The 24,048-nt window shown below is 66.3% G+C and carries 23 protein-coding genes and 7 pseudogenes; 25 read left to right on the forward strand and 5 right to left on the reverse strand.

The genetic code is table 11. The features are described 5' to 3' along the window. Positions 1-180: 180 nt before the first annotated feature. The 4 genes from aroC to aroQ are packed head-to-tail and all read left to right on the forward strand — an operon-like array spanning position 181 to position 3,450. Positions 181-1,392, forward strand: coding sequence for a chorismate synthase (gene aroC, locus FQ389_RS09800; RefSeq protein ID WP_144207152.1), 1,212 nt, complete (start codon positions 181-183; stop codon positions 1,390-1,392). Positions 1,393-1,397: 5 nt separating this feature from the next. Next, on the forward strand, positions 1,398-1,928 hold the full coding sequence (locus tag FQ389_RS09805) for a shikimate kinase (protein WP_144207155.1): 531 nt from the start codon (positions 1,398-1,400) through the stop codon (positions 1,926-1,928). After that, positions 1,925-3,013, forward strand: coding sequence for a 3-dehydroquinate synthase (aroB, locus tag FQ389_RS09810; RefSeq protein ID WP_144207158.1), 1,089 nt, complete (start codon positions 1,925-1,927; stop codon positions 3,011-3,013). Before FQ389_RS09805 ends, aroB begins: the two co-directional genes overlap by 4 nt. Then, positions 3,010-3,450 (forward strand): type II 3-dehydroquinate dehydratase, encoded by a 441-nt coding sequence (aroQ, locus tag FQ389_RS09815; protein ID WP_144207163.1) that lies wholly within the window; start codon positions 3,010-3,012, stop codon positions 3,448-3,450. The genes aroB and aroQ overlap by 4 nt, the downstream gene beginning before the upstream one ends. Positions 3,451-3,488: 38 nt before the next feature. On the opposite strand, the pseudogene FQ389_RS09820 reads toward aroQ, so the two are convergent. Continuing rightward, a pseudogene (locus FQ389_RS09820) lies at positions 3,489-4,152 on the reverse strand (B-4DMT family transporter). A gap of 33 nt (positions 4,153-4,185) precedes the next feature. Here FQ389_RS09820 and FQ389_RS09825 point away from each other — a divergent pair. The 12 genes and pseudogenes from FQ389_RS09825 (at position 4,186) to FQ389_RS19750 (ending at position 11,240) form a co-directional block, all read left to right on the forward strand. Then, positions 4,186-5,298 (forward strand): aminopeptidase P family protein, encoded by a 1,113-nt coding sequence (locus FQ389_RS09825; RefSeq protein ID WP_144207166.1) that lies wholly within the window; start codon positions 4,186-4,188, stop codon positions 5,296-5,298. Between the two features lie 89 nt (positions 5,299-5,387). Beyond that, entirely contained in the window at positions 5,388-5,951 is a 564-nt protein-coding gene (efp, locus tag FQ389_RS09830) for an elongation factor P (RefSeq protein ID WP_144207169.1), read from the forward strand. A gap of 2 nt (positions 5,952-5,953) precedes the next feature. Next, positions 5,954-6,439, forward strand: a complete 486-nt coding sequence (nusB, locus tag FQ389_RS09835) for a transcription antitermination factor NusB (protein WP_144207172.1) — start codon at positions 5,954-5,956, stop codon at positions 6,437-6,439. After that, positions 6,436-6,810: an antitermination protein NusB gene (locus FQ389_RS09840; protein ID WP_144207175.1), complete on the forward strand. Its 375-nt coding sequence runs from the start codon at positions 6,436-6,438 to the stop codon at positions 6,808-6,810. The genes nusB and FQ389_RS09840 overlap by 4 nt, the downstream gene beginning before the upstream one ends. Positions 6,811-6,894: 84 nt before the next feature. Continuing rightward, the gene (locus FQ389_RS19725; protein ID WP_260860640.1) at positions 6,895-7,077 is read left to right on the forward strand and encodes a PLP-dependent aminotransferase family protein; all 183 of its coding nucleotides are present in this window, start codon (positions 6,895-6,897) and stop codon (positions 7,075-7,077) included. A 33-nt stretch (positions 7,078-7,110) separates the two neighbouring features. Then, a complete protein-coding gene (locus FQ389_RS19730) occupies positions 7,111-7,434 on the forward strand; it encodes a hypothetical protein (RefSeq protein WP_260860641.1) in 324 nt (107 codons plus the stop codon). Next, positions 7,431-7,754, forward strand: coding sequence for a hypothetical protein (locus tag FQ389_RS19735; protein ID WP_260860642.1), 324 nt, complete (start codon positions 7,431-7,433; stop codon positions 7,752-7,754). Before FQ389_RS19730 ends, FQ389_RS19735 begins: the two co-directional genes overlap by 4 nt. 365 nt (positions 7,755-8,119) lie before the next feature. After that, entirely contained in the window at positions 8,120-8,596 is a 477-nt protein-coding gene (locus tag FQ389_RS19740; protein WP_260860643.1) for a hypothetical protein, read from the forward strand. 337 nt (positions 8,597-8,933) lie between these two features. Then, positions 8,934-9,077, forward strand: coding sequence for a hypothetical protein (locus FQ389_RS09855; RefSeq protein ID WP_260860644.1), 144 nt, complete (start codon positions 8,934-8,936; stop codon positions 9,075-9,077). Further along, positions 9,074-9,792, forward strand: a pseudogene (locus tag FQ389_RS09860) (alcohol dehydrogenase catalytic domain-containing protein); the annotation flags it as partial. The gene FQ389_RS09855 and the pseudogene FQ389_RS09860, both read left to right, overlap by 4 nt. 149 nt (positions 9,793-9,941) lie before the next feature. Beyond that, positions 9,942-10,769, forward strand: a pseudogene (locus FQ389_RS22375) (aldehyde dehydrogenase family protein); the annotation flags it as partial. Positions 10,770-10,853: 84 nt separating this feature from the next. Beyond that, positions 10,854-11,240, forward strand: coding sequence for an aldehyde dehydrogenase family protein (locus tag FQ389_RS19750; protein ID WP_260860647.1), 387 nt, complete (start codon positions 10,854-10,856; stop codon positions 11,238-11,240). A 67-nt stretch (positions 11,241-11,307) separates the two neighbouring features. On the opposite strand, the gene FQ389_RS09870 is transcribed toward FQ389_RS19750, so the two are convergent. Beyond that, positions 11,308-12,018 carry a FadR/GntR family transcriptional regulator gene (locus FQ389_RS09870; RefSeq protein ID WP_144207178.1) on the reverse strand — a complete coding sequence of 237 codons (711 nt, stop codon included), beginning with the start codon at positions 12,016-12,018 and terminating at the stop codon, positions 11,308-11,310. A 37-nt stretch (positions 12,019-12,055) separates the two neighbouring features. Here FQ389_RS09870 and FQ389_RS09875 point away from each other — a divergent pair, with 37 nt between their 5' ends. The 4 genes and pseudogenes from FQ389_RS09875 to FQ389_RS22380 all read left to right on the forward strand — a co-directional run. Beyond that, the gene (locus tag FQ389_RS09875; RefSeq protein WP_144207181.1) at positions 12,056-13,285 is read left to right on the forward strand and encodes an MFS transporter; all 1,230 of its coding nucleotides are present in this window, start codon (positions 12,056-12,058) and stop codon (positions 13,283-13,285) included. Between the two features lie 200 nt (positions 13,286-13,485). Then, positions 13,486-13,936: pseudogene (locus tag FQ389_RS09880) on the forward strand (GntR family transcriptional regulator); the annotation flags it as partial. Beyond that, positions 13,935-14,470: pseudogene (locus FQ389_RS09885) on the forward strand (ABC transporter substrate-binding protein); the annotation flags it as partial. The pseudogenes FQ389_RS09880 and FQ389_RS09885, both read left to right, overlap by 2 nt. Before the next feature lie 469 nt (positions 14,471-14,939). After that, a pseudogene (locus FQ389_RS22380) lies at positions 14,940-15,050 on the forward strand (DUF732 domain-containing protein); the annotation flags it as partial. On the opposite strand, the gene FQ389_RS19755 reads toward FQ389_RS22380, so the two are convergent. Beyond that, entirely contained in the window at positions 15,008-15,415 is a 408-nt protein-coding gene (locus FQ389_RS19755; protein WP_407662837.1) for a cytochrome P450, read from the reverse strand. The pseudogene FQ389_RS22380 and the gene FQ389_RS19755 overlap by 43 nt on opposite strands. A gap of 999 nt (positions 15,416-16,414) precedes the next feature. Next, a pseudogene (locus FQ389_RS09900) lies at positions 16,415-16,836 on the reverse strand (SDR family oxidoreductase). Between the two features lie 116 nt (positions 16,837-16,952). Between FQ389_RS09900 and FQ389_RS09905 the strand changes: the two are divergent. Beyond that, the gene (locus FQ389_RS09905) at positions 16,953-17,843 is read left to right on the forward strand and encodes a DUF808 domain-containing protein (RefSeq protein ID WP_144207184.1); all 891 of its coding nucleotides are present in this window, start codon (positions 16,953-16,955) and stop codon (positions 17,841-17,843) included. A gap of 412 nt (positions 17,844-18,255) precedes the next feature. On the opposite strand, the gene FQ389_RS09910 is transcribed toward FQ389_RS09905, so the two are convergent. After that, positions 18,256-21,141: an MMPL/RND family transporter gene (locus FQ389_RS09910; RefSeq protein WP_144207187.1), complete on the reverse strand. Its 2,886-nt coding sequence runs from the start codon at positions 21,139-21,141 to the stop codon at positions 18,256-18,258. Between the two features lie 238 nt (positions 21,142-21,379). On the opposite strand from FQ389_RS09910, the gene FQ389_RS22385 reads away from it, so the two are divergent. From FQ389_RS22385 to FQ389_RS19765, 4 genes are all read left to right on the forward strand, one after another. Then, positions 21,380-22,000 carry an SDR family oxidoreductase gene (locus FQ389_RS22385; RefSeq protein WP_407662838.1) on the forward strand — a complete coding sequence of 207 codons (621 nt, stop codon included), beginning with the start codon at positions 21,380-21,382 and terminating at the stop codon, positions 21,998-22,000. Next, complete coding sequence (locus tag FQ389_RS09920) at positions 21,964-22,290, forward strand: hypothetical protein (protein WP_144207190.1); 327 nt, start codon at positions 21,964-21,966, stop codon at positions 22,288-22,290. The genes FQ389_RS22385 and FQ389_RS09920 overlap by 37 nt, the downstream gene beginning before the upstream one ends. A gap of 468 nt (positions 22,291-22,758) precedes the next feature. After that, positions 22,759-23,058: a sulfotransferase gene (locus FQ389_RS09925; RefSeq protein WP_144207193.1), complete on the forward strand. Its 300-nt coding sequence runs from the start codon at positions 22,759-22,761 to the stop codon at positions 23,056-23,058. Between the two features lie 299 nt (positions 23,059-23,357). Further along, entirely contained in the window at positions 23,358-23,765 is a 408-nt protein-coding gene (locus FQ389_RS19765) for a DUF4267 domain-containing protein (protein ID WP_144207196.1), read from the forward strand. Positions 23,766-24,048: the final 283 nt, after the last annotated feature.

Here is a 24,048-nt window from a genome sequence, read left to right on the forward strand (position 1 = left end):
GATGGCCGTGCTCAGCGGCTACGATATCCGCCGGCGGCCAGCTGCCGAACTGGTTGACGTTGCCCGGCGCCGTCGCCGTGCTGGTCACCGCGGCCGCGGCGGTGCTGTCGCTCTGACCCCGGGCCGCCGGGCGCCGCGCGGATTTACGTCCGCGCAGTACCCCGTGGGACAATGGCTCTTGTGTTGCGTTGGATCACTGCCGGGGAGTCGCATGGCCGCGCGCTGGTCGCCGTGGTCGAAGGCATGGTCGCCGGTGTGGAGGTCACTTCCACCGAAATCGCCGACCAGTTGGCCCGCCGCCGCCTCGGGTACGGCCGTGGCGCCCGAATGGCCTTCGAGCGGGACGTAGTGACGGTGCTGGCAGGGGTGCGCCACGGCGTGACCCTGGGCGGGCCGATCGCGATCGAGATCGGCAACACCGAGTGGCCGAAGTGGGAGACCGTTATGGCGGCCGATCCGGTCGACCCGGCCGACCTGGAGAACTCGGCCCGCAACGCGCCGCTCACCCGGCCGCGGCCCGGCCACGCCGACTACGCCGGCATGCTCAAGTACGGCTTCGACGACGCCCGGCCGGTGCTGGAACGCGCCAGCGCCCGCGAGACCGCCGCACGCGTCGCGGCGGGGACCGTCGCTCGGTCGTTTCTGCGCCAGGCGCTCGGCGTCGAGGTGCTTTCCCACGTCGTGTCGATCGGCCCGTCGCAGCCCTACGAGGGTTCGCCGCCAGGGCCCGGCGACCTGGCCGCCATCGACGCCAGCCCGGTGCGTGCCTTCGACAAGGCGGCCGAGGAGGCGATGATCGCCGAGATCGAGGCCGCCAAGAAGGACGGCGACACCCTCGGCGGGGTGGTGGAGGTCGTCGCGCTGGGCCTGCCGATTGGGCTGGGCTCGTTCACCAGCGGCGACAACCGGCTGGACAGCCAGCTGGCGGCCGCCGTGATGGGCGTCCAGGCGATCAAGGGTGTAGAAATCGGCGACGGCTTTGCCACGGCGCGCCGGCGCGGCAGCCAGGCCCACGACGAGATGTACCCCGGTCCGGACGGGGTGGTCCGCTCCACCAACCGGGCCGGCGGCCTGGAAGGCGGCATGACCAACGGCCAGGCGGTGCGGGTGCGGGCGGCAATGAAGCCCATCTCGACGGTGCCGCGGGCGCTGGCCACCGTCGACATGGCCACCGGCGACGAGACCGTCGCGATCCACCAGCGGTCCGACATGTGCGCGGTGCCGGCCGCCGGCGTCGTCGTCGAGACCATGGTGGCGCTGGTGTTGGCCCGGGCCGCGCTGGACAAGTTCGGCGGCGACTCGCTGGCCGAGACCCGGCGCAACATCGAGGCCTACCAGCGCGCGGTCGTCGAGCACGAAGCACCGGCGGCACGCGCCCGGGCGTCCGGGTAGGCACCGTGACACCCAGGGCTGTGCTCGTCGGATTACCGGGGTCGGGCAAGTCGACCATTGGGCGCCGGCTGGCCAAGGCGTTGGGCGTCGGCTATGTCGACACCGACGCACTGATCGAGGAGCAGACCGGTCGCACCATCCCGGAGATCTTCGCCACCGACGGGGAGCCGGAATTCCGCCGTATCGAAGAAGCCGTGGTGCGCGCGGCGCTGGCTGGCCACGACGGGGTGGTCTCGCTGGGCGGCGGGGCGGTCACCAGCCCGGGGGTGTGCGAGGCGCTGGCCGATCATACCGTAATCTACCTGGAAATCGTTGTGCGCGAAGGCATCCGGCGCACCGGCAGCACCTCGGACCGGCCCCTGCTGAACGGTGCGAACCGGGCCGAGAAATACCGCGCCCTGATGTCGGAACGAACTCCGCTGTACCGGCGGGTGGCGACCCTTCGGATCGACACCAATCGCCGCAACCCGGGGGCGGTGGTGCGTTACATCACGTCCCGCCTGCCCGACACCCACCAGTCCAAGGCGACTACATGACTGAAACCCGTGAACCGGTCACCGTGCAGGTGGCCGTCGATCCACCCTACCCGGTGGTGATCGGCACCCGACTGCTCACCGAGCTGGGCGAGCTGCTCGGTGACCGGCACCGGGTCGCGATCCTGCACCAGCCGGTGCTGGCGCAGACGGCCGAGGCGATGCGCGCCTACCTGGCCGACAAGGGCGTCGACGCGCACCGCATCGAGATTCCCGACGCCGAAGCCGGCAAGGAGTTGCCCGTCATCGGGTTCATCTGGGAAGTGTTGGGCCGCACCGGAATTGGTCGCAAGGATGCCTTGGTCAGCCTCGGTGGCGGGGCGGCCACCGACGTCGCGGGTTTCGCCGCGGCCACCTGGCTGCGGGGTGTCTCGATCGTGCACGTGCCGACGACGCTGCTGGGCATGGTCGACGCGGCGATGGGCGGCAAGACGGGCATCAACACCGACGCAGGCAAAAACCTGGTCGGCGCATTCCACCAGCCGCTGGCCGTCCTGGTCGATCTCGCCACCCTGGAAACGTTGCCCCGCAATGAGATCATCGCGGGAATGGCCGAGATCGTGAAGGCCGGGTTCATCGCCGACCCGGTGATCCTGGACCTCATCGAGGCCGATCCCGACGCGGCGCTGGATCCGCGCGGTGACGTGCTGTCCGAGCTGATCCGGCGCGCTATCGCCGTCAAGGCCGAGGTGGTCGCCGCCGACGAGAAGGAATCCGAGCTGCGCGAAATCCTCAACTACGGCCACACTTTGGCGCACGCCATCGAACGCCGCGAACGCTACCAATGGCGGCACGGCACCGCCGTGTCGGTGGGTCTGGTGTTCGCCGCCGAACTCGCCCGGCTCACCGGACGGCTCGACGACGACACTGCCGCGCGCCATCGCCGCATCCTGACCGCGCTGGGTCTGCCCGTCAGCTACGACCCCGACGCATTGCCCCAGCTGCTGGAATACATGGCGCGGGACAAGAAGACCCGCGCCGGTGTGCTGCGGTTCGTGGTTCTGGAAGGGCTGGCCAAACCGGCCCGGCTGGTCGGCCCGGACCCGGGCCTGCTGGTGACGGCCTACGCGGGAGTGTGTGCGCCATGAGCACGACGGTCCATGTCCTCAACGGACCGAACCTGGGCCGGCTGGGCCGGCGCGAGCCGGAGGTCTACGGCGACACCACGCACCAGCAGCTGGCCGCGCGCATCGAACGTGAGGCCACCGAATTGGGCTTGAAATCCGTTGTTCGGCAAAGCGATAGCGAAGCCGAGCTGCTGGACTGGATTCACGCTGCCGCGGACGCGGGAGAACCGGTGATCCTCAACGCCGGTGGTCTGACCCACACGTCGGTGGCGCTGCGCGATGCCTGTGCTGAGCTGCGCGCACCGCTGATCGAGGTGCATATCTCCAATGTGCATGCGCGCGAAGAGTTTCGGCGCCACTCGTATCTGAGCCCCGTCGCGACCGGAGTGATCGTCGGGCTGGGCGTCCAGGGTTACCTGCTGGCGCTGCGCTACCTGGCCGAGACGGCGAAAGACTAGCGGTTAGTCCCTCTTGTCGGCGTCGGTGTCGGTGCGGATCACCTCGGTTTGGAGTCATCGGTACCGGTGGAAATCGATTCAGTGGGTGCGCCCCACGGGCCGGTCGGGATCGTCTCGGTCGGTGGGGCGCACTCGGCCGTGGCAACCGACGAGGTCGGGGCTTCCGCCTGCGTCGGCGCGCTGTGCCGGGATCTCGCCGGTCGGCGCCTCGTCGGCACGGGCCGCGGCGAACACGTCGGTGTCACCCCGTTCGGCGTCGGGCCCGGCTGGGCGGTCGGCCGGGGGATTGCGGTCCACCCGCCAGCGACCGACGGCCACCCCGACGATGCCGGGCACGAACACGCACAGCGCGGTGAACGCAGCGAACGTCGTCACCTCGTTGATTAGGCCGCCGGTGTAGAGGCCTTTGTAGAACAACGCGATGAGCCAGGACACGGCGCCGCTGTGCACCCCGGCGACCAGGCCGGCCAGCAGCCACGTCATCGCCAGGTCGGCGCGGCGGTCCGGATCGGCGTTGGCCCGGGCGTCGGCGCGGCCGTCCAGCAGGCCCCACACGATCACGCTGACGATGAAGAGGAGCAGCAGTACCGGGCTCACCAGCCCGGCCTGCGTTTGCCATGTGTTGATGATTGTCCCCTGAAACAACCGGACGACCACCATCGCCGCAGCGAACGCCAATCCCCGCACCATCCAGTTACCCATGGGCAATCAGCGTAGCGAGTACCGTCGTGTGTCGTGACACATTCCCAGCGTCGAGACAAGCTAAAAACCCAGATCGGTGCCAGCGGGCTGGACGCGATGCTGGTCACGGACCTGAACAACGTCTGCTATCTATCCGGTTTCTCCGGCTCCAACGGCGCGTTGCTGGTGTTCGCCGACGATCGCGAAGCCGTTTTGGCCACCGACGGCCGCTACCGCACCCAGGCCGCCGAACAGGCATCCGACCTCGAAGTCGCGATCGAACGCGCCGTGGCCCGCTATCTGGCCGGTCGCGCGGCCGACGCGAACGTGAGCAAGCTGGGCTTCGAAAGCAACGTGGTGACGGTGGACGGCTTTGACGCGCTGCGCGGTGAGGTGGACGAGCACGGCGGCAAGACCGAGTTGGTGCGTGCCGCCGGGGCGGTCGAGACGCCGCGCGAGATCAAAGACGCCGGCGAGGTGGCGCTGCTGCGGCTGGCCTGCGAGGCCGCCGACGCCGCGCTGAACGACCTGGTGGCCCGCGGCAGTCTGCGGCCCGGCCGGACCGAACGCCAGGTGAGCCGCGAGCTCGAGGCGTTGATGCTCGACCACGGCGCCGACGGAATCTCGTTCGAGACGATCGTGGCGGCGGGCCCGCACTCGGCGATCCCGCATCACCGGCCCACCGACGCGGTGCTCGCCGACGGTGATTTCGTCAAGATCGACTTCGGTGCACTGGTCGCCGGGTATCACTCGGACATGACCCGCACCTTTGTTCTGGGGAAGGCCGCGGACTGGCAGCTGGAGATCTATCAGCTGGTCGCCGAGGCGCAGCGGGCCGGGCGCGAGGCGTTGCGGCCGGGCGCCGATCTGCGCGACGTGGACTGCGCGGCGCGCCAGCTGATCGCCGACGCGGGGTACGGCGATCACTTCGGTCATGGCCTGGGACACGGGGTGGGGCTGGAGATTCACGAGGCGCCGGGGATCGGCGCGACCTCGACCGGGACGCTGCTGGCCGGCTCCGTGGTGACGGTCGAGCCCGGCGTGTACCTGCCCGGCCGCGGCGGTGTGCGCATCGAGGACACCCTGGTCGTGGGGTCCGAGGGCGCGCACGCGACCACCACGCCGGACCTGCTGACCCGGTTCCCCAGGGACCTGTGGCGGTTCTGACTTAGCTGGTGGTGTGGGCAGCGCGTAAGCTCCACTCCGGGCCTGGCTCGGGCCGGAAAATTCGTCATTCTGTAGGAGATAGACCGACTGTGGCAACGACTGCCGACTTCAAGAACGGACTGGTGCTGGTGATCGACGGCCAGCTGTGGCAGATCACCGAGTTCCAGCACGTCAAACCGGGCAAGGGCCCGGCCTTCGTGCGCACCAAGCTGAAGAACGTGCTGTCGGGCAAGGTCGTCGACAAGACCTACAACGCCGGCGTCAAGGTCGACACCGCGACCGTTGACCGCCGCGACGCGACGTACCTGTACCGCGACGGGTCGGACTTCGTGTTCATGGACAGCCAGGACTACGAGCAGTACCCGCTGCGGGAGTCCCTGGTCGGCGACGCGGCCCGGTTTCTGTTGGAGGGCTTGCCGGTGCAGATCGCCTTCCACGACGGCGCCCCGCTGTACCTCGAATTGCCGGTGTCGGTCGAGCTCGTGGTCACCCACACCGAGCCCGGCCTGCAGGGCGACCGGTCCAGCGCCGGGACCAAGCCGGCGACCGTTGAGACGGGCGCGGAGCTACAGGTGCCGCTGTTCATCAACACCGGTGACAAGCTGAAGGTGGATTCGCGCGACGGCAGTTATCTGGGCCGGGTCAACAGCTGACCATGCCGGACGGTAAACCGCCGAGGCCCGCCAAAGGACGTCACCACGCCCGCAAGCGCGCCGTGGACCTGCTGTTCGAAGCCGAGGCGCGCGGTTTGAGTCCCGCCGAGGTGGCTGACGCCCGCACCGCGCTGGCCCGATCGAATCCCGACGTGAAGCCGTTGCACCCCTACACGGTCGCGGTGGCCCGGGGCGTCGGCGACCAGCTCTCGCACATCGATGACCTGATTAGCAGCCACCTGCAAAGCTGGACGTTGGACCGGCTGCCCGCGGTCGACCGCGCAATTCTGCGCGTCGCCGTGTGGGAGCTGCTGCATGCCGACGACGTGCCGGAGCCAGTCGCCGTCGATGAGGCAGTGCAGCTGGCCAAGGAGCTGTCCACCGACGAGTCGCCGGGCTTCATCAATGGCGTGCTCGGCCAGGTCATGCTGGTGACGCCGCAGATTCGGCTGGCGGCCCAGGCCGTGCGGGGCCGCCAGGAAACGTGAACAGGCTGGAGCTCCGCGCCCTGGTTGCCGTCGTCCTCGCCTCTACGGTGGTGCTGGGCGCGGTGAGCTGTGCTGCCTACGGGCTGACCATCGTCGCGTCGGCGGCGTCGATCTACGCGCTGGACGTGGGCGCCTGGCTGTACCATTGCATCGAGCGGCTGGTCGTCGCCCGCCACATCAGCACCGTGCGGTCGGCGGCCAAACCGCTGCAGGCGCTGTTACCCCTGATGGGTCTCACCCAGGCCGTCGTGCGGTCGCTGTCCGACGTCGCCGAACTGCCGGCGCGGGGCCGGGGCCTGCCGATGCTGCGGTGGATGGACAACTCCCGCGCCGGTCGACGGGTCGGCGACGGCGACGACACCGAGCGCTGAGCATCCCGTCGATCCTGGGCAAAAAGATCACCCCGGCTGGCCGGACCGGATAACAATGGAACTGCACTTACGGCCAACAAGATCGTGGTGCAGTCCCTGACCCGGCCCGGCGACATCGTCCTGATCGACCGCAACTGCCACAAGTCGCACCACTATGGTCTGGTGCTGGCCGGGGCCTACCCGCTGTACCTGGACGCCTGTCCGTTGCCGCAATTCGCCATCTACGGTGCCGTGCCGCTGCAGACGATCAAGAAGGCGCTGCTCTAACTCGAAGAGGCCGGACAGCTAGATAAGGTGCGCATGCTGTTGTTCACCAACTGCATCTTCGACGGTGTGGTCTACAACCCGCAGCGGGTGATGGAGGAGGTGCTGGCGATCAAGCCGGATATCTGCTTCCTGTGGGACGAGGGTGGTACGCCTTCGCCACCGCGGTGTCGTGGGCCGGCAATGGACGGCGGTGGTCGCCGCGGAGCGTCTCGAGCAGATGCCGGCGTCACCGGAATACGTCCCGCGATCGGAGTGGGTGAACCGCCGGCTGTTGCCCGACCCGGACCGTGCGCGGGTGCGGGTGTACGCGACACTCCACCCACAAATCCCTGTCGGCGTTCCGGCAGGCGTCGATGATCCATGTGTGGGACCGGATTTCAATTCGCGGGCCCGCGACGCGTTCGGTGAGGCGTTTTTTGACCCACACCTCGACGTCGCCGAACCAGCGGCTGCTCGCCTCGCTGGATCTGGCCCGCCGGCAGGTCGACATCGAGGGATTCCAGCTGGTTCGGAAGGTCTACGACATGGCGCTGGTGTTCCGGCATCGGCTCCGCAAGGACCGCTTGATCAACAAGTGGTTCCGCATTCTCGACGAATCCGACTTGGTGCCCGAGGAATTCCGAGCCTCGGCGGTCAGCTCGTACCGGGAGGTGCGGCAGGGCGCGCTGGCCGAGTGAAACGAGGTGTGGCGCTCCGAACAGTTCGTGCTGGACCCGACGCGCGTCACGCTTGTTCCTGGGTAAGACCGGGATGAACGGGTGTGACTTCGGCGAGAAGATCCTGATGGAGCGGTTCGGGATTCAGATCAACAAGACGTCAATCAACAGTGTGCTGCTGATCTTCACCATCGGCGTTACCTGGTCGAGCGTGCACCATCTGCTCGACGTGCTGCGCTGGCTGGCGACCGACCTCGACCGGGAAGCGGGAGCTGGCCAGTGCCGCCGACTGGACGCTGCACCAACGGCGGGTCGAGGAACTCACCGAGGACCTGTCCACACCTGCCCGACTTTCAGCGAGTTCGACGTCGCGTTCAAGCCACGTGGTGCCCTACCCGCCGGGCTTCCCGGTGCTGGCTCCGGGTCATGTGGTGTCCAAGGAGATCCTGTACTTTCTGGCGCAGCTCGACGTGAAGGAAATCCACCGCTACAACCCGGAATTCGACTTGTCGGTGTTCACCCAGGAGGCGCTGGCCCGGCTGGAGGCGCAGCGCGGCGGCCGCCGCCGTGGGCACCGCGTTCCCGTCGTTCGAGTTACCCGCGGACACCTCGGTGCTCAACGGGGCGTGCAACGGGGACCGGGTCCGGCAGTCGGTCGGCGAAGACGCCTGAGGCGTTCTGTGGCACGCCAGGCCACCGTTGGCGCGCACGGGCGCCGCTGCCCGGGGAAACGGCGCAATACTTGCCGCAGCAGCAGATTCGACCTGGGAGACACTCATGCACGTCACCGTCGACTACACCCTCTGCGAAGAGCCATGGGCAGTGCATCCTGGCCGCTCCGGACACCACCACCTGCCCGATGACAGCGCGCAGGTGGTGGTGTTGAATCCAGATTTTGGTGCAGTACAACAGGCCGGCTGACGTTCTCGGCCCGTGACGGCGGCGGTTTGGCCGCGACCGTCATCATTCCCACCGACTGTGCGATTGGCCCGCACAGGCCACGCTTTGGCACGCGCGCCGGTGCTGCGCGCGTCACTGCCGGGCGAGCATGTGATGGGGGCCACGGCCGAATCGATGCACCGGGCGGCCCGAACGGAAGGACCGTGATGACCACCGCGCTGACCCCGACGCACCGCGACATTGACCTGTCCGCTCGCTCGTTCCGGGCGAAGTCCATGGCGGAACGCGCTCGCCCGCACCATGCTCAAGTCGCTGCTGACCGAGGTCTACACCCGCATCCCCGATATCGACACGCCCGAGCCAGACTTCCTGGTCGCCAACTTCATCAACGGCATCAAGCGCCTGCCCGCCACCTGGACACCGGAGGGGAACACCGACCGATGAAGACGAAAGCCGCGGTGCTGTGGGGGGCACCAGAAGTGGGAAATCGAAGAGGTAGACCCGGATGGGCCCAAACACGCCGAGGTCATGGTCCAGCTCGTAGCCACCGGCCTGTGTCATTCCGACGACCCCTGGTCACCGGTGACATGCCGATGTGGATGCCGGTGGTGGGGGGCGGCCACGAGGGCGCCGGGGTTGTCGTTGAGGTGGGCCCCGGCGTCACCGAGGTGGCCGAGGGCGACTCGGTGGTGCTCAGCTTCATTCCGGCCTGCGGACGCTGCGTGCCGTGCGCGCGGGATGAGCAACCTGTGTGTCCAAGGCGCGGCGATCGTCGCCGGCCCGCAGCTCGACGGCACCTTCCGTTTCCACGCCAAAGGCCAGGACCTCAGCCAAATGTGAGTCCTCGGAACATTTTCGGAGTACACCGTGGTGCCCACCTCGTCGGTGATAAAGGTCGACCAGGACACCGCGTTGGACACCGCAGCGCTGGTCGGCTGCGGGGTGACTACCGGCTACGGCAGCGCGGTGCATACCGGCGAGGTGCGCGACGGGGATACCGTGGTGGTGATGGGCGTCGGCGGCATCTGCATGAACGCGGTGCAGGGCGCCCGGATTGCGGGTCCGGCGCAACATTATTGCGCTGGACCCGGTTGAATACAAACGCACCGCGTCCGGGCAGTTCGGCGCCACGCACAGCGCCGCGACGGTCGAGAAAGCCAGGCGCTACCCTGACCCGCGGCGCGGATGCCCGACGTCTGCATGGTGACCTCCTCGTCGGGCTTCGAAGACATGCACGACGGGGCTCAACCTGCGCGGCCTCATCCGTTTCTGACCGTCCCCGCAACCTGGAGGTCAGCAATGCTCGTCATGGAGAGCCCGCCCACGGCGGGCGAAGCGCAAGTCCTGGCCGGTGCGCGTGAGGTCTTCGCCACCGGCCGCACCCGGTCCGGTGCAGTGGCACCGCCGGCAACTGCGCGGCATCGAACGGCTGGTCTGCGAGCAGGAGGCCGCCATCGCCGACGCGCTGGCGGGGCGGACCTCGGCCGCACACCCGCGGAAACGTCGCTGGGCGACATCGTCTCGACCCGCGCCGAAGCGGTCTACGCGCTGCGTCAACCTCCAGAAATGGGTTTGGCGCTGGCGCGTCTAGCTGCCACTGGCGCAGCTACCCGGCCGCGGCTGGGTGCAATACGAACCGCTCGGCGTCGTGCTGATCATCGGGCGTGGAACTATCCGTTCTACCTGTGCCTGGGCACCACTGGTGGCGGCCGTGGCCGCGGCAACTGCGTCGTCGTCAAACCATCGAAGTTCGCCCCGGAATCCTCGGCGCTGCTCGCCCGGCTGCTGCCGAAATACCTTGACCCCGAGGCTATCCGGGTGGTGGAGGGTGACGCGTCGGTGACCCGGGAGTTGCTCGCCCGGGCTTCGACCACGCGTTGTTCACCGGCGGCACCGAGGCCGGCCGCAAGGTGATGGCCGCCGCCGCCCCGACCTTGACACGTCACGCTCGAGCTCGGCGGCAAGAGCTCGGTCATCGTAACCGCCGACGTGGACATTGACGTGACCGCGCGGCGGATCGCCTGGATGAAACTGCTCAACTCCGTACAGACCTGCATCGCACCGGATTACGTGCTGGCCGACCACACGATCGCCGGGCAACTGGTGGACGGATCGGCCGGATACCTGCGCCAGTTCCGGTCGTCGGAGGCCACCTCGGACGTCCGCATCGTCAACGTACGCAAGTTCGACCGGCTGGCCGCGCTGCGCATCGAACCGGTGATGGCCGAGGAGATCTTCGGGCCGATCCTGCCGGTGTTGGTCGTCGAATCGCTCGACGCCGCCGTTGCCTTCGTCAACGGCAGACCAAAGCCGCTGGCTGTGTACGTCTTTACCGCGTCGTCCCGGCTCGGCCGCGACCTGGTGGATCGGATGCCGTCCGGGGGCTCGGTGATCAACCACGTGGCGATGCACTGCCCGACGCCGCAGCTTCCGTTCGGCGGCGTCGGTGCCAGCGGGATCGGCGCCTACCACGGCAGGTGGGGTTTCGAGAAGCTCAGCCACCGTCGCTCTATGCTGACCAAACCGGCCCGGCCGGATCCCACGTTCATCTATCCGCCGCACAACAAGTGGGCGCTGTCGTTGATGCGGCACTTAATTCTATTCTAAGGTTCGACTCACGAGTCCGTGCACGACGAGAAAACGACGGCGCGCCTGTCGGTGCTAGGACTTTTTGCTACCCGCGCAGGACCGAGATGAATACCCGGGCGGCTGCTTCGGCCTGTTTCGGATCGCCCGAGATAACGGCCTCGACCAACTTGGTGTGTTGGGCCTCATACGAGGCTTCGTGGCCGACGGGCCGGATCTCGACGTATCGGCACAGTGTCGGTACCAGCAGATCGTAGAAGTTTAGGTAGACCTCATTGTGGCTGGCCGCAACGATTGCTCGATGCAGTGCCACATCGGCGGAAATCAGTTCGGCGCGTTCGGCTTCAGTGTCCGGGTCGCGGCGCCACAATGCGTTTCGCCGCGCGAGTATGGCCCTTAACTCCGCGATGTCGGTCGCGTCGCGTCGCTGCGCCGCCAGTGCTGTGGCGGTGACTTCCAACGCCTCGCGCAGCTCCAGCACGTCACGTTCGCGGGCCGCCGCGAAGTATTCGGCGAGCGCGCCGCCGTGCTCGTCGTTGCTTAGCACGTAGGTGCCCGACCCTTGGCGCCGTTCCAGCATTCCGGCGTGCACTAGCGCCTGCACCGCTTCGCGCACGGTGTGACGCGATGCCCCGGTCATTTCGCACAGCTTCGGTTCGGTCGCGATACGCTCACCGACCTGCCAGCGTCCGGATGTGATTTCGTCGCGCAGCTGGTCGCTGACCTGCGCGGCGAGCGTCTGGCGTCGAACGGTTTGCACACCCTGATGGTAGCCGGTTTGACTAATACATCGCATCATCCAATGATTCGATGAATACTTCCCGAGGATCGGAATGATGTCTGCGATGGTAGATGCCCAGGTCAAGCCCTTTGCTGGGCGTTCGCCGCTTGCCGGGCGGGTCACGGTGTTGCTGGCGATCGTGTTATTCTCGCTGGCTTTACGTGCCGCGGTGACCTCGCTGACACCCTTGCTATCGAGAGTTTCCGGCGCCCTGGGTTTCGGTAGTGTCGTCGCGGGGATCCTCGGGATGCTTCCGACCGCGATGTTCGCGTTGGTCGGATTCATCGGCCTGGCGCTGGGCCGCAGAATCGGGCTCGAGCGCTTGGCCTGGTATGCGGCCGCCGCGACCGCTGTCGGGACGGCCGCCCGATCGGTGGTCTCGGACGCGGCCAGCCTCTTGGGGTTTATGGCGCTTGCGCTGGCGGGAATGGGGATCGGCAACATCGTGATCCCACCGTTGATCAAGCGCTACTTCGCCGATCGCGTCGCGTCGATGAGCGCGGTTTACACGTCGTGTATCCAGTTGGGCACCATAGTTCCGGCTGCCCTTGCGGTGCCCATCGCCGACGCCCGGGGATGGAGGGTATCGCTCGGGGTGTGGGCACTGATCCCGCTCGTCTCGCTGCTGCCATGGGGGATGATCAGTTTTCGATCGTGCGCGGCTGACGCCGTGGAGCATCGTGCTGCATCATCGGAAACCGTTGCAGCCGTGTGGCGGTCGCCCGTCACCTGGGCTCTGACCGTCGTGTTCGCGATGACGTCGTTGAATACCTATGCGTTGTTGACCTGGATCCCTCAGATCATCACCTCGGCCGGTGGCAGTGAGGCGCTCGGTGGTGCCATGGTTGCGATGTTTTCGATCAGCGGACTGGTCGCGGCGTTTTTCACGCCGGCGTTGTTTGTCAGATTCGCCAACCCCTTTCCCGTCGTAATCGGCTGCGCGGTGTGCTTCCTGATCGGTTTTGCCGGACTGCTCTGGCTTCCGCTGACCGCGACCCTGCTATGGGTACTGATCGTCGGACTGGGCCAGAGTACGTTCGCCGGCGCGCTTACGTTGATGAATCTGCGCTGCCGCACCGGGGCGGCAGCGACGGCTCTGTCGGGCTTCGTCCAGGGGGTCGGCTATATGGTCGCCTGCGCCGGACCGTTGATTTTCGGAGTCCTGCATCAGGTCAGCGGCGGGTGGGGGCCGTCGTTCGGCGTTCTGGTGGTCACCATCGCGGCGCTGCTCATCGGCGGATATCAGGCCTGCAAGCCCCGGTATCTCGAAGACACCATGCGCTGATCCCGACCGGTGCTTGTGCTGAGGTTCGACTCACCGGGATCGCAAAGGCTGTGCGTTTGCCCAGGTGGCGCAATAGCCGCCGGGGTCGCGGTTTGCGCTGGTCGCCGGTGAGGGGCACCCGGAGTAATGCGCCGGGCCGCCGCCGCGGGCGCCCGGCCGCGGCCCCGAAACAGGCCGCTGAGCCGCGTTAGCGTGGCGGCGTGGCGGAGGCGATACCCATCGGGGGACCCTGGGCCGACCGTGCCCGTCGGGTTGCCGATGTGCTCCGTCACCAGATTCACGCCGCGGCTTATCCGGACGGCCTGCTGTCCGAAAAGCGCTCCGGCGGCCGAATTCAGGGTGTCGCGCAACACCATTCGAGAGGCGCTGGGCATTCTCAAACACGAGGGCCTGATCGACCGCGGACCCAAGGTCGGCATGCACGTCGCGCAACGCAAGTACGACCACCGGAGCGACTCGCTGCTGGGCCTCAACAAGACCTTCAAACACATCGGCGAGGTCCGCAACGAGGTGCGCGCCGCCATGCCGGTGGTCGCGCAGCTGATGGTCGCCCGCCGGCTGCGACTGGCGCCTGGCGAGTAGGCGGTGTTCATCGAGCGGCTGCGCTACCTGGGCGATCTGCCGCTCAGCCTCGACCTGATCTACCTCACGGGTGCAAGGCTATCTGGAGCACCGGCTGGCCGACATCACCACCCGCACCGGCATCAAATACGCTGTGTGGTGGCAGTATTACGACACGGGCGCCCCGATCACCGCGCAGATGCTGGCCGAGAAGATCGACATCGGCTCGATGGGGGGATTACCCTGTGCTGCTCAACGGCTCCAAGACGCAGGCCAACCCGCTGGCGAAAAACCGAGGTCGTCTCCAGCACCGGCTACAACCCCAAGGATGCTCTGAACATGGTGGTGGTCGCGTCCGAGTCGGCGGCGACCACGCTGAACGATCTGGCCTGGTCCAAGGTCTCCGCGAGTGTCGGCTCGGCGGGCCACGGCACCTTGGTGCGAGTCCTGGACCGGGCTGGGATCCGCGATGTTGACGTGCTGAATCAACAACCACAGGTCGGTGCTTCCGCGCTGGAATACGGTCAGGTGCAAGGCCTTTCACAGTTCGTTGCCTGGCCGGGGTTGCTGGTGTTTCAAGGCAAGGCCAAACTGCTGTACGACGGCGCCGAGCTGGACCTGCCAGACCGCCCTGTTGCTATATCCTGCCCGAACCGAAGGCCCGCTGCCACCCGGCTTCGGCGAAGGTTTCGGCGATCGCTGGCGTGCCACCGAACAAGGCATCCATAATATGGTCGAGGTGTGAGGCCTCGGCGCGCCCGGGCGTCCTCGAGTCATGGACGTGGATGGTGCAGAGTACCCTGGAGACGGCACAAACAAACCCCGTTGGCGCTGCGGTCGCGGAGGTCAAGGGCGCATTGGACTCGCCGCGCCCAGCCTACTATCTGGGCGGCAAAGGCGCCGATGCGGCCTTCGCTATGCGACGGCGACCGCGGCGATCATGCCGGCGGCCGTGAACGCGTCCGGCGAGATCCGGCGAGCCACGCGCACAGGTGGGCACGACAGGACAGCGGCGCCAGCGCGTAGCACGATGGGTTGATGTGGGGAATCTTTATTATTGCTTGCGAACCTTGTCGCCCTGATCGCATTGGCCGTGCCGGCGCAGGCCGATCCGGGTTCGGATGCGGATGTTCTGGCCGCGTTAAAGAAGGCCGGGATTTCCTATCCGATCCCGAGTGTCGCGATCAATGTCGGCAAGAGGGAATGCGCACTGGTGGACCAGGCGATGTCCGAGGCCCAGGTCATCAAGACCGTGGCGGAGAGCCGCAGTGTGACGAGGCCGAGTCGTTCCGGCTGCTCGCTGAGGGACAGATCGGGGAACCGCTCAAACAACGTGCGCAGGGCGATGGCGCCTTCGACTCCTGCCAGCGCCGCGCCCAGGCAGCCGTGCATGCCGGAACCGAACGCCAGGTGGTCGCGCGCATTGGGTCTGGTGATGTCGAAGCGGTCGGGATCGGTGAAGACCCGTGGATCGCGGTTGGCGCCGCCCATCAACAACCCCACCATCGCTCCGCGGCGGATGCGCGTGCCCGCGATCTCGGTGTCCCGGCGCGCGCTGCGCACCAGCATCTGCACGGGACTTTCGAAGCGCAAAATCTTCTCCACCGCCGCCGGCCACAACCCCGGGTCCTCGCGTAGCAAGGCAACTGGTCAGGATGATTCAGAAGCAAGACAATGCCGTTGCCGATCAAGTTTACGGTGGTTCGAACCCGGCGCCGACCAAAAGTGCTGCGTTGGCGGCGAATTCCCGCTAGGTTAACTCGCCACCGGCGGCCACGCGACCGAACGGGTCGTCACAGTCGGTACCGCAATCCAGTAGCGGGGCCAGGCTGTATTCCCAGTCCCGCACCTGCGGAAGCGCATCGGTTGGCAGCCCGAGGATCTCGGCGATGACCGCGACGGGCAGTTCGTTCGCGAAGTCGGTAACCAGGTGTCGGGGCGCGGGTTGCCCGCCAAACGGTCGAGCAGGGCCGTCGTGATCTCGGCAACGCGTGCGCTGAGTCGGTCGATGGCCCGCGGCGTGAAGCTTTGGGCGAACAATCGCTGATACCGGGTGTGATCGGGAGGGTCGGTCATCACCATCGCGGGTCGCTCCACCGGATTGGGCAAGCCTGGATCCGTGCGGTCCAGCAACGCTGGAAACTGCTGCGGGAAAGGCGCATTCACCAGGTTGGTGACCCCGAATGCGTCATCGCGTAACACCGTGCGGCAGACCTGATGGTCAGCGGTCACCCACACGAACGGTCGTCGCACCAGGCGGCCCTGTGCTCTGACGTCTTCGACCAGGCGATAAACTCGGCGTCGGTCGCCCTCCCTATCAGGAAGCGGGCCAACGGCTGCCCGCAACGGGCCTGCACGGCCAGGAATGCCCGTGGTGCGCCATACCTCACCATCCACCGAGCCCAAATGCTCGTCTGCACAGCGATCCCCTTCGCACCCGACGGTAAGTCGTCTGCCCGGAACATATCACCGGTGCGCGTCGGGCGTGACACGGCATCGGCGCTGCCCTGTCGGATCTGTTCAGCCCAGGCTTTTTGATGCTGATGTGGTCTGTGGTGTTGCGGTGACTCAAATCTTGGCGGGCACGTAACTTGTCAGGCCACCGTCGACGACGAACTCCGCTCCGGTGGCGTATGCCGACTCGTAGCTGACGAGAAACACTACGAAGGTGGAGATCTCCTCGGGCGCGGCGCCGCGTCGCAGTGGGATGGGCTGCATGAACTCCTGGGTGACGCCCTGGCTCAGCGGGGTGTGTACCAGGCCGGGATGGATTGAATTCACCCGAATGTTATACTCCGCCAATTCGACGGCGGCCGATTTGGTGATGCCCCCAGGCCGAACTTGGCGGCGTCAACGGCACGGTCCCACTGTTCGGGGTCCGCTACGTCCAAATGCGCGAAATAAGCTGCATCGCCTAGCTTTTCCGCAATCGCACGACCCTCGTCGTCGAGGATGTCGCCGATCAAGACGCGCGCACCTTCGGCCACCAGGACTTACGCATGCGATGCGTCCATGCCGCTGACCAGCGCCACTTTGCTGTCAACTCGTCCCATGGCCGGTTACCGTACACCGAACGGGTACCCTGCAACGCCATGGCGGGGACAAGATGAGCGCAGGCCTGTTCGGACTCCTAGACGACGTCGCGGTCCTGGCCAAGATGGCCGCCGCCAGTGGCCGCGCGACCGCGAAGGCGGCTGGTGTCGTCATCGACGACACCGCCGTCACGCCGCAATACGTGCACGGCATCGCGGCCGACCGCGAATTGCCGATCATCAGGCGCATCGCGCTGGGATCGTTTCGCAACAAGCTTGTGGTGATCCTGCCCGCCGCGATGTTGCTGAGCCAGTTCGCTCCCCGGCTGGTCCCCCCGGTTCTGATGCTGGGCGCGGTGTACCTGTGCTACGAGGGTACCGAGAAGGTGTGGGTGAGTCTGCGTGGCCAGGTGCACCATCCGGCGTCGGCGGCCGAGGACGACGTGGTGGCCGGCGCCGTCCGGACCGACCTGGTGCTGTCCGCCGAGATCATGGTGATCGCCCTCAACGAGGTGGCGGATCAGACGTTCTGGCCCCGGCTGGTCGTTCTGATCGTCGTCGCCGTCCTGCTCACCATCGCGGTCTACGGCGTCGTGGCCGTCATCGTCAAGATGGACGACGTCGGTCTGCATCTCACGTCCACTCCCTCTCGAATCGGACGGGGACTCGGTCGCGGGCTGGTCGCGGCGATGCCCAAACTGCTGTCCGCGCTCTCGTTCATCGGGATAGTGGCGATGCTGTGGGTCGGCGGACAGATCTTGGTCGACGGCGGCGACCGACTCGGTTGGCACACCCCGCGCGGCGCGATTCACCATGCCCAATCACAGGTGAGCGACGCCGTCGACGTCGTCGGTGGCATGCTGGCCTGGCCGCTCGACGCCGCGGTGTCCACCGTGGTCGGTTTGCTCGTCGGGCTTACCGTTTTGGTGCTCGTCCGGCTGCTGTCATTGGCCCGCGGCCGCTAGGCCCGCTCCCGACCAGATTGCTGTGCTGCGGGCAAGTTAGGTATGCACAGAGATCGTCGCGTAGGTGTCAGCGTCGTTGCCGAGCGCGGGATTACTGGCCCAGAAATCCGCGATGACCTGCTGCACCGTCATGCCCAGGCGGATGTTCTCACGGCGACCACGAGCCCAGCCGCGAACAGCGCAGTGGCGGTACGCCAGGATTGGCGCTGGCTCGCCGGGTCGCGGGGTGGTGCGTCGCCGTCCTCGTCGCGGGACCAAGCCCAGACCGGCGGAGTTCGACGTTGTCGCCGCCTCGGGCTCCGCGCGGCGGTCGGGGCGGCCGCGGTCTCGCCACCGTCGAACCCGGCGGTTTTGTCGGTGGTCGGTCCCGGCTCGGACATGTCGGCCATGCTAGCTGCGGCCGGACCGACCGTTAGTCGGGCGCGTGAGTGCCGAGCAGGGCACGGACCATCGGACGCGAGCCTTCGGACCGGAGCAGGAAGCTTGCCGGCCGCGGCCGCACCCGCAACGGCCACCAGAACCAGCGGCCCAGCAGCGCCGCGATGGACGGCGTCATGAACGCGCGCACGATCAGCGTGTCGAACAGCAGGCCCAGCCCGATCGTGGTGCCGATCTGACCGATCACCCGCAGATCGCTTACCACCATCGAGGCCATGGTGACGGCGAACACCAGCCCCGTGGCCGTGACGACCTTGCCGGTGCCGCCCATTGCCCGAATGATGCCGGTGTTGATACCGGCTCCGATTTCTTCCTTCATGCGCGAGACCAGCAGCAGGTTGTAGTCGGAGCCCACGGCCAACAGGATGATGACCGACATCGGCAAGACAAGCCATTCTAACCCGAGCCCGATGATGTGTTGCCACAGCAGCACGGACAAACCGATGGACGCTCCCAGCGACGTCACGATCGTTCCGATGATCACCATGGCGGCCACGAAGCTGCGGGTGATCATCAGCATGATCGCGAAAATTAGGCAGAGCGCGGCGATGCCGGCGATCATCAGGTCGTAGCGAGAGCCGTCATGCAGGTCTTTGTAGGTCGCCGAAACGCCACCCACGAAAATGTTGGCGTTTTCCAACGGCGTCGACTTCAGCGATTCCTCGGCTGCGGTCTTGATAGCCGCGACCCGCGCGATGCCTTCGGGTGTGGCGGGGTCGCCGCGATCCGAAACGGTCATACGTGCCGCCTTCCCATCCGGCGACAGGAACAGTCCCATCACCTGTTGGAACGCGGAGTTCTGGAATACCTCCGGGGGCAGGTAGAAGGAGTCGTCGTTCTTCGAGGCGTCGAACGCTTCGCCCATTTCTGAGGTGGTATTGCCCTGCGAGTCGGCCTGGCCGATGATGCCGCTCATGGTGGAGTGCATGGTCAACATCATTGTGCGCATCTGCTTCATGGTGTCGATCTGAATCGGCAGCTCCGCCGCCAGCTTCGGCAGCAGCACGTCGATCTTGTCGACATTGACCACTACTTCAGCGAGTTTGTCGTTGATCTCGTCGACACCGTCAAAGGAATCGAACAGGGATCGGATCGCGAAGCAGACGGGAATGTCGTAGCAGTGCTTCTCCCAGTAGAAGTAGCTGCGGACTGGTCTCAGGAAGTCTTCGAAATTCGAGATCCGGTCGCGCAGCTCCGCCGTTATCGCTTGCACTTCGTGGGTTTTGCCGGCCAGGTCATGGGTCACGGCGTTCAACTGCAGAATCAGGTGATACAGCGTTGTCGTGATCTCGATCGTCTTGGCGAGCTCGTCGGCCTGCTTGAGCATGTCGTTCATTCGAGATTTCTGGTATTCGAGATTGACCAACTGACTCGCGGTCATTACACCTAACCGGAACGGGATTGTGGTGTGCGCCATCGGGGTCCCCGAGGGCCGAGTAGCGGACTGCACCCGGGAGACGCCCGGGACCGCGAGCACGCCCTTGGCTAGTCGCTCCAAGATTAGGAAATCGGAGGGATTGCGCATGTCATGATCGGCCTCGATCAAGACAAACTCCGGCAGCATGCGGCCCAGCGGAAAGTGCTGGTTCGCGGCGGCATAGCCCTGGTTGGTCGGCAGGTCGCTCGGTAGGTACACCCGGTCGTGGTAGTTCGTCGTGTAGCCCGGCAAGGCCAGCAGGCCTACCAGGGTGACGGCACACGCCGCGGCGAAAATGGGTCCGGGCCAGCGGACGACAGCTGTACCGATCCGTCGCCAGCGCCGAACCGTTAGCCGTCGCCTGGGCTCGAACAGACCCCGACCACCGCCCACCGCGAGAACCGCGGGCACCAGGGTCAGCGCGATGGCTACCGCCACGAGCATGCCAATCGCGCAGGGAACCCCGATGGTCTGGAAGTAGGGCATCCGGGTGAAGCTGAGGCAGAATACGGATCCCGCGATCGTCAGACCGGAGGCCAGCACCACTTTCGCCGTACTGCGACACGTCGTATAATAAGCTGTCTCGCGGTCCTCGCCGGCTTGACGCGCCTCCTGATACCGGCCGAAGAAGAAGATCCCGTAGTACGTGCCCGCCGCGATGCCGAGAGTGATCAGCAGGTTAACCGCGAAGGTGGAGAGACTCAGTGCGCCGTTGTTGCCGAGGAAGGCCACGATCTGGCGGGCCACCTGTAGTTCTATTCCGACCATCAGCAGCAGGATGATGACGGTGAGGAACGATCGGTACACCAACAGCAGCATCACGAAGATGACCATCAGGCTGACCACGGTGACCTTCACGATGGTCCGTTGGCCGCTGTGGTTGAGATCGGCGATCAGCGGAGCCGGTCCGGTGACGTAGACCTTGACTCCCGGTGGTGGGGGTGTTCGGTCCACGATTTTGCGGACGGCATCGGCTGATTCGTTGGACAGGCTGGTGCCCTGATTGCCGGCGAGCTTTAACTGCACGTAGGCGGCTTTACCGTCCTCGCTTTGTGCGCCGCTGGCCGTGACGGGATTGCCCCACAGGTCCTGGATATGTTGCACATGCGCGGGATCGCTCTCCAACTGCCGCAGCAGCTGGTTGTAGTAGTGGTGCGCATCGTCGCGTAAGGGCTGCTGGCTCTCCAGCACGATCATCGCCAGGCTGTCGGAACTCGATTCCTTGAATTCCTCGCCCAGGCGTTGCATCGCCTTGATCGACGGGGCGTCCCTGGGACTCAGGGAGACCGAGCGTTCCTTCTCCACCTGTTCGAGCGAGGGGACGCCCATGGTCACGATCAAGGTGAGAGCCAGCCAGCCCAAGATGATGGGGGTGGACAGCCAGCGGATCAGCCGTGCGGCGAAGGGTGCGCGCTGTTCCGCGTCCACGCGTGGACCGGTCATGCGGCCGTCAACCGGCAGAAGTTGTCGGCGTTCACGTCGCGCGTGATCTCCTTCGACCACGCCGTCCACCCCGGTGCGCCAGCAGCTGCTGTCACTATCGCGTTCTTCTCCCTCTGGTATTGCCGTCACCCTGCCGCGTGCCGACGACACTTCCAAAGTCTCTCATTGATGGATTGGCGGCGACAGGAAACCCCGACTGGGGCTGACGGAGAGGCGGTTCTGGGAGCTCGCCGACAGCCTGGACGCCATCCTGCATTGCGCCGGAATCATCGAGCTCGATGCCGACCTCGACGACCTTCGTCGGACCAACGTCGGCGGCACCACCCGGATCCTCGAGCTCGCCGAGTCCGGCGGCCGAGCCCCTGATCTGTTCCACGTTTCGACCGCGTTCGTCGCGGGCAAGCGTTGTAGCGGTCTCATCCGCGAGACCGAACTGGGCGACGACCAAGGATTCGAAAATAATTACGAGCGTTCCAAATTCGAGTCCGGGTCACTGGTGCGCGACTGGGCGCGCCGCACCGGGCGCCGGGTGGTGGTGCTTCGGCCCAGCACCCTGATCGTGGATCGGCTGCCGCACCCGGACTTTCCGTTGCATCCGCTCTACCTTCCTGTCGACATCGGCGGACAGCGGGATGCGTCTGTTCTCCGTCTCGGGGTGGCCGATGCGAACCAACATGACAATGTGGCTCAGCGGAGATCTCAACGGCCACTTGAATTACATGCCCGCCGGCGAGATGGGATGGTTCGTCTGATGCGGTTGGCTCCCGACGGCCTGAGCACCTACCACATCGTGCATCACCACGACGTTGCGGTGCAGACCTGGTGGGGCTGTTCAACGCGCTGTCGCCGATCCCGCTGACCCTGGTCGAGGGTCCCATTGAGGTCCTCAATCTGCTGGAGCGGCGGCTGCGGTGGGCGAGCGGTTTCATGCCCTGCCTCGCGCACAGCCGGACCTACGACACGACCGGAGTGCGGGCGGTGATCGGTGAGCCGCACCGCAATACGATCGTCGACCGCGACTACCTGCTGAACAGCGTGGGACGGCACCACCGCCGCTGCCATGCGTGCGGCGACCCTTCGACGTCAACGCCCGCGGTGGCGCCGCATCTTAGTCTCCTGATCGGGCCCACGATTCGGTCAGGGGACTGACGTTCATCGTCACGGTCGGTCGCAGCGGGTCGACAGCGCTGTCACGTGTCCTGGGCGCGCACCCGGATGTGCTCAGCCTCAACGAGTTCTGCCTGTCGGTGCACGTCACGTCGGCAGTCGACTACACGCTGTCGGACGAACAGTTCTGGAGGATGCTGGCCGACCCGCACCCGGTCTTCGACTCGATGGTCCGGGGCGGCTCGGCCATGTCTGAATTCATCTATCCACGGTTGCAGGACACGCGGTTCGACGCGAGCACGACCGGCATCCCCGCGATCAGCATGATGACGCTGCCGCATCTGTCGTCCGATCCCGACGGAGTCTTCGACGCTCTCGCCGCCGAGATCCAGACCTGGCCCGAACGACCGGCACGACTGCATTATCGACAGCTGTTCGCCTTGTTCGCAACGCATTTCGGTGGAACTGTGGTGGTTGAGCGCTCCGCCATGTCGTTGAGCCGTCCCGTGGTTGCGTCAGACATTCCCCGACGCGAAGTTCGTGCACCTGTACCGCAACGGTCCGGAAACGGCCGTCTCGATGAGTCGCCACACCGGATTCCGCTTGATGGCGCTCATCCAAGACGCGCTCGAGCTGCTCGACCTCGACCCCGAAGCCCGGCATCCCGGTCTGCGGCTGGACCCGACCGCGATACCGATGGAACTCGCCTCGCTGCTCGGTGACACCTGCGACATCGATATATCTGATGGGACAGTGCCTCCCCGTCGTCCGATTCGCCCAAATGTGGAACGAGTTGATCGTCACCAGTGAGGCAGAGCTGGCGGACCTGCCCACCGATCGCTATCTGCCGTTGTCGTATGCCGACCTCGTCGCGGATCCGCGTTAGTCGCTGACGCGCCTGGCGAATTTTCTTGGCGTCGACGCGGATTCACAATGGCTGGACTTCGGCACCGACGTCATCGACCCGAGATATGCGGGGGCGTCGAATGGGCTGTCCGCCGAGGAACTTCGGGCAGTCAACGAATGTTGTGCCACCGCTACGGCCCTACTGGCCGGGCACGCGGTCGCCGCCGCGGAAATCGGCACGGCACGCTGAGCCGCGGCGTAGGTTGCGGCCATGCCACGACCGTGCCGCGCTCATCGCGGGAGGTATCCGACTCGCTTCAGGCGTCCATTTTCTTGTCGACCCGCTGGAGGCGAATCGCCTGTGGGGCGACCCGGGGGAGCCGACGCCCACCGCGCGGCTGCTGCTGCGTTCCATGAGCTACCGCTACGCGCTCATCGGCGGGTTGCTCACGACGGCAGCGTTGCGCGGCAAGAACACCCGGGGTTGGTTCCTGGCGTCCGGCGGCGCCGACGCGGCCGACCTGCTCGGCGGGTTGAGCGTCCACCTCGAGCTCAAACGCTTGCAGCAGTTGATCGGGCTGGGTGGCGCGATCGTGGGTATCGCCGTCCGGCGTAGGCCTGCGCCAACCGGGGACCGCTTCGTCGGACACCAGGTTGCCTACCGGGAATAGCATACCGTCAAGCCCCCGCAGCCACGCCAGGTCGAGCCCGAGATCCGCCGCCAGCGACTCGTTGAGGACCAGCAGCCGCGGGTCGGGAGGAGCCTCGGCTCGCCAGCGGACTCTCAGCTCGGGTAACTCGCGGGCGAATCGGTCCTGGATCGCGACGTTGACGTCGGGTGCGACACTCACGTCATTCAGACTACGGAGAATCGAGGAGGCTCAGGGCTTGCCGGATCGCGTACGCGGGCGCGGTCGACCGCGTAGCCCGCACCACTGTGGTCATGCGTTTCAG

It is taken from the genome of Mycobacterium tilburgii, assembly GCF_902168065.1.
Classification (GTDB): domain Bacteria; phylum Actinomycetota; class Actinomycetes; order Mycobacteriales; family Mycobacteriaceae; genus Mycobacterium; species Mycobacterium tilburgii.